The organism is Pseudonocardia sp., from assembly GCF_050246655.1.
GTDB lineage: Bacteria > Actinomycetota > Actinomycetes > Mycobacteriales > Pseudonocardiaceae > Pseudonocardia.
The window spans coordinates 1-4,710 of sequence record NZ_JBFWVQ010000212.1 but is presented as its reverse complement, the minus strand read 5'-3'; the positions used below and the strand labels follow the sequence as shown (position 1 = coordinate 4,710).

General features: G+C 76.1%; 4 protein-coding genes and 1 pseudogene. 3 read left to right on the top strand and 2 right to left on the bottom strand.

The genetic code is table 11. The features are described 5' to 3' along the window. The 3 genes and pseudogenes from AB7J25_RS30220 to AB7J25_RS30210 form a co-directional block, all read left to right on the top strand. Nucleotides 1-566 (top strand): annotated as a pseudogene (locus AB7J25_RS30220) (lactate dehydrogenase); the annotation flags it as partial. Between the two features lie 7 nt (nucleotides 567-573). Beyond that, nucleotides 574-1,605: an alcohol dehydrogenase catalytic domain-containing protein gene (locus AB7J25_RS30215; protein ID WP_428514731.1), complete on the top strand. Its 1,032-nt coding sequence runs from the start codon at nucleotides 574-576 to the stop codon at nucleotides 1,603-1,605. A gap of 8 nt (nucleotides 1,606-1,613) precedes the next feature. Then, nucleotides 1,614-3,800: a helix-turn-helix domain-containing protein gene (locus AB7J25_RS30210; RefSeq protein ID WP_428514729.1), complete on the top strand. Its 2,187-nt coding sequence runs from the start codon at nucleotides 1,614-1,616 to the stop codon at nucleotides 3,798-3,800. A gap of 4 nt (nucleotides 3,801-3,804) precedes the next feature. On the opposite strand, the gene AB7J25_RS30205 is transcribed toward AB7J25_RS30210, so the two are convergent. Both AB7J25_RS30205 and AB7J25_RS30200 read right to left on the bottom strand, forming a co-directional pair. Further along, nucleotides 3,805-4,092 carry a BMC domain-containing protein gene (locus AB7J25_RS30205; RefSeq protein ID WP_428514727.1) on the bottom strand — a complete coding sequence of 96 codons (288 nt, stop codon included), beginning with the start codon at nucleotides 4,090-4,092 and terminating at the stop codon, nucleotides 3,805-3,807. A 103-nt stretch (nucleotides 4,093-4,195) separates the two neighbouring features. Continuing rightward, nucleotides 4,196-4,710: NAD(P)H-binding protein (locus AB7J25_RS30200; RefSeq protein ID WP_428514726.1), on the bottom strand; the 515-nt coding region annotated here is incomplete at its 5' end.

The window sequence follows — 4,710 nt, the reverse complement described above, 5'->3', positions numbered from 1 at the left end:
CGCTCGACGAGATGACCCAGCACGCGTGGCGCGCGTCGGGGTTCCCACCGCAGCGCGTGCTCGGGATGGCCGGGGTGCTCGACACCGCCCGTTTCCAGGCGCTCGTCGGCCTCACCGGCGTGGCCCGCGCGGACGAGGTGTCGGCGTGGGCGCTGGGCAGCCACGGCGAGGAGATGGTGATCCCGCTGTCCCAGGCCACGGCGGGCGGGCGCCCGCTCACCGAGCTGCTCCCGGCCGCGGAGCTGGCCGCGATCGTGGACCGGGCCCGCGGCTCGGGCGCCGAGGTCGTCGGCCTGCTGCGGTCGGGCAGCGCGTTCCTCGCCCCCGGCCGCTGCGCCGCGGACATGGTGCTCGCGATGGCCGCGGACAGCGGCGAGGTCATGCCGGCCGCCGTGCTCGCCGACGGCAGCTACGGCATCCGTGACGTCTACGTCGGGCTCCCGGCGCGCCTCGGCGCCCGCGGCGTGCGTGGGATCGTCGAGCTCGACCTGCGCCCGGACGAGCTGGTCGCGCTGCGCGAGGCGGCCGAGCGGATCCGCGCCCGGCTGGGGGCGCTCGTGTCATGAGGACCGCATGAGAGCCGTGGTGTACGCCGGGACGGCCGGTGAGGTGGCCGTCCGCGAGGTCCCCGACCCGGTGCTCGCCGATGCGGCGGACGCGATCGTGCGGGTCCGGCGGGCCGCGGTCTGCGGCACGGACCTGCACGTCGTCGCGCACCCCGAGCACCTCCCCGCGGGGACGGTGCTGGGCCACGAGTTCGCCGGGGAGGTCGTCGAGGTCGGGGCGGCCGTGCGGGAGTACCGCCGTGGCGACCAGGTCGTCGGCGCGGACTTCACCGCGTGCGGGAGCTGCTGGTGGTGCCGTCGCGGCGATCACTGGGAGTGCGAGCGTCGCCGCTTCTTCGGCACGGGCGCGGCGTTCGGCGAGCCGCTCGCGGGCGCGCAGGCCGAGCTGGTCCGGGTGCCGTTCGCCGACACCGTGTTGCGCCCGCTGCCCCCGGGCGTGGGCCTGGACGCCGCGGTCTTCCTCGGCGACACCCTCGCCACCGGCTACGCGGCCGTCCGCCGCGCCGGGCTCGTCCCTGGCGACACCGTCGCGGTGCTCGGCGGCGGGCCGGTGGGTCAGCTCGCCGCGCTCGCCGCGCAGGCGTGCGGCGCGGGTGTCGTCGTGCTGGTGGAGCCGGTGGCGGCGCGCCGGGCCACCGCGCAGGGCTCGGTCGCCGTCGCCCCGCAGGAGGCCCGCGCCGTGGTGGACGCGGTCACGGCGGGCCGCGGTGCGGACGCGGTGGTGGACGCCGTGGGCGGCACCGTCGGGCTGGACGCCGCGTTCGGGCTGGTCCGGCGCCGCGGCACCGTCGTCTCGGTCGGGGTGCCGGGCGCGTCGACCTGGCCGTTGCCGGTGGCGGACGCGTTCGCGGGCGAGCTCACACTGCGCTTCGCGATCGGCGACCTCATGCGCGACGGGGACGCCCTCGCCGCGCTCGTCGGGTCCGGTGCGGTCGACCCCCTGCTGCTCGCCCCGGACACCGTGGCGCTCGACGATGCCGCCGATGCGTATCGGGCGATGGCGCAACGACGTAGTCTCAAGACGCTGATCGTGACGTAGCGAGGGCGGTGAGGACCACGACCGCGACCCGCAGCGCCGCGACGGGCACCCTGTTCCGCCGCGACGGGGCCTCCGCCGAGCTGGGGCGCCTGCTCGCCACCCTGCCGACGGACGTGGAGGGGGCCGCCGGCGACGTCGCGGGCCTGGCCTGCCTGGGCACCGGCACCCCGATCACCGTGGCCGCCCGGCTCGGGGACCGCTGGACGGTGCTCGCCGGCCCCGGCACCGGGCTCGCCGGGCTGCCCGCGGACGGGCGGCTTCTCGCGTGCGGGCGCGGCATGCTCGCCGCGGACGGCGGCTGCGTCGCGATGTGCTGGGATCCGCAGGTCCCGCTCGACGCGGGCTGGCGCGGGCTGCTCGCGCAGTCCTGTGCGTGGCTCTCGCTGCTCATCGGGCGCCGCCAGTCCGACACGGAGATCGAGTCCGCCGCCGTCGAGGCGGCCGCGGTGCAGGACGTGGTGCGCCAGCTCCTGTCGGTGCGCGACCTGGACCAGGTGCTGCGCACAGTGGTCGAGCGGACCCTGCGGTTGCTCGATGCCGACATCTGCGGGGTGCTGCTGCGCGAGGGCGACGTGCTGCACATGCGCTCGTGTGTGGGCAACCGCGTCGCCGAGACCGCGCGGCTGCGGATGCGCCGCGGCCAGGGCGTCGCGGGCCTGGTGTTCCTCACCGGCGAGCCCGCGAAGGTCGACTCCTACCTTGAGGACAAGTCCATCAGCCAGGACTTCATGTCGCTCGCCGCCCGGGAGGCCACGCTCTCCGCGCTCGCGGTCCCGCTGCTGCTGCAGGGGCAGTTCGTCGGTGTGCTGGAGGTGTGGCGGCGGCGGCCGTCGCGGTTCACCGAGCGCGACGTGCGCCGCATGGTGACGCTCGCGGACTTCGCCACGATCGCGATCGACAACGCCCGCCTGCACGACGAGCAGGCCGCTGCCGCCGCCGAGGTGGGCCGCGCCCGGGACGCGCTGCAGCACCAGCTCTCGGTGCTGCGCCGCTCGTCGCGGCTGCAGGAGACACTGCTGACCACCGTGATCGAGGGCGGCGGGACGCCCGCGGTGGTGCGGGCGGTGGCCACGGAGCTGGGCAGCGAGGTCGGGCTCTACGCCGCCGACGGCGGGCTGATGGCCCACCACAGCGGCTCCCGGCTCGTCGGCGTGCTGCCCCCGTCCGTGCGGACGGCGGGCGCCGAGCCGGACCTGCGCGACGTCGCCCCGCGCAGCTGGATCCGTCCCGTGTACGCGGACGGGGACCGGGTCGGGCACGTCGTGCTGCTGCCCGGCACGCAGGCCCCGGAGCTGATGGAACAGGCGGCCGGCCAGGTCGCGATGGCCTGCTCGCTGGCGCTGCTGCGCGAGCGGGCCGCGAGCCGGGCCCGCGCGGAGGCGATCGAGCAGGTGCTCTGGGACCTCCTGCAGGGTCCCATCGAGCACCGGCTGGCCGCCCGGACCCGCGCGCAGCAGCTCAACCTGTCGCTGCTCGGAGTGTTGCGCGTCGTCCACGGGCGGATCGAGAACGTCGAGGAGCTGGCCGCCGAGCACGGGTGGGACACGTCGCAGACCGACCGCGTGCGCCGCGAGGTCCTGCGCACCGTCCGGTCCGCGGAGGACGGCCGGGGGCTCGCGCTGGCGAGCCTACGCGGCAACGTCCTCGTCGCCATCGCCGCCGAGCTGGACCGCGCCGTGGCGAAGGACGTGGCGAACAGGTTCTCCACCGCCATCGCGCGCGACCATCCCGGCCTGCGCACGTCCTGGGGGGTGAGCCGGGAACGGCGTGACGTCCTGGAGCTGCCCGGCGCGCTCAACGAGGCCCGCACGGCCTCCGCGGCAGCGCGCAGGCTCGGCGGGGAGAACGTGTTCCTCTACGAGGAGCTCGGCATCGTGCGACTGCTGCTCGGCTCGGGCGACGACCCGGACCTGCAGACGTTCATCGACGACGTCACCGGGCCACTCGTCGCCTACGACCGGGAGAACGACGGCGCGCTCGTGCGCACGCTGCGGGCCTACTTCGACGCGGACTGCTCGCAGCGCCTCGCCGCGGAGCGCCTGTTCGTGCACCACAAGACGCTGCGCTACCGGCTCGAACGCATCCGTCAGCTCACGGGACTCGACCTGTCCCGCCACGAGGACCGGATGCGGGCGGACTTCGCGCTGCGCCTGCTGCAGGTCAACCAGGGCGGGTTGGACGACCCGGGGGAGTAGGCGATCAGCCCGGCCGGGTGACCGCCTGCTCGACGATGTCCTCGGTCCCGGCGTGCGGGCGGGGGATGACCTTGCTCGTGTAGAGCTCCCCGACCCGGGCGGCCGCCGCCGTCGCAGCGTCCACCGCGGCCTGCACCGCACCGACGTCGCCGCGGACGAGCACCGACACCTGCCCGTTGCGCAGCGTGCGGTAGCCCTCGATCCGCACGTTCGCGGCCTTCACCGCGGCGTCCGCGGCCTCGATCGCGCCGACGAGGCCGCGTGTCTCGATCAGCCCGAGCGCGCCGGTCATGGTCGCCCCCTTCCCGCGATGGCGGGCCCCACGCTAGGCAGGCCGTGGCCGCGGCACCTTGTCGCCCGCGGATAGGCGGGCCCGCCGCGGTTGTCCCGGCCGATCACCGGGCGAGCGCGGCGACCGCCTCGGCCACCGGCGTGTCCCCCGCGGTGAGCTCGACGATCGTGCGGTTCACGGCACGGGCGGGCAGTACGGCGGCGAGGAATGCCGCCACGTCGTCGCGGGGGACCGTGCCGTACTCCAGGGCGAGGCCCGCCGCGACCCGGCCGGTTCCGGGCTCGTTGGTGAGCGTGCCCGGCCGGACGACGACCCAGTCCAGGTCCGTCGTCACGAGGTGGGCGTCGGCGGCCTTCTTCACGCGCATGTAGTGCTCGAAGCCCGCGGACCGCTCCGCGCGGCCGCGGCCCGCCTCGGGGAACGCCGAGACGAGCACGAACCGCCGCACGCCCGCGGCGGCCGCGGCGGCGGCCGCCTTGACCAGCCCCTCACCGTCGATGGCGGTGGTCCTGTCCATCCCCGTGCCGTGCGCCCCCGCCGAGAAGACGACGGCCTCGTGGCCCGCGAACCGCGCGGCCAGATCCTGTGCGGAGTCGGCGATCAGATCGCCCGGCACCG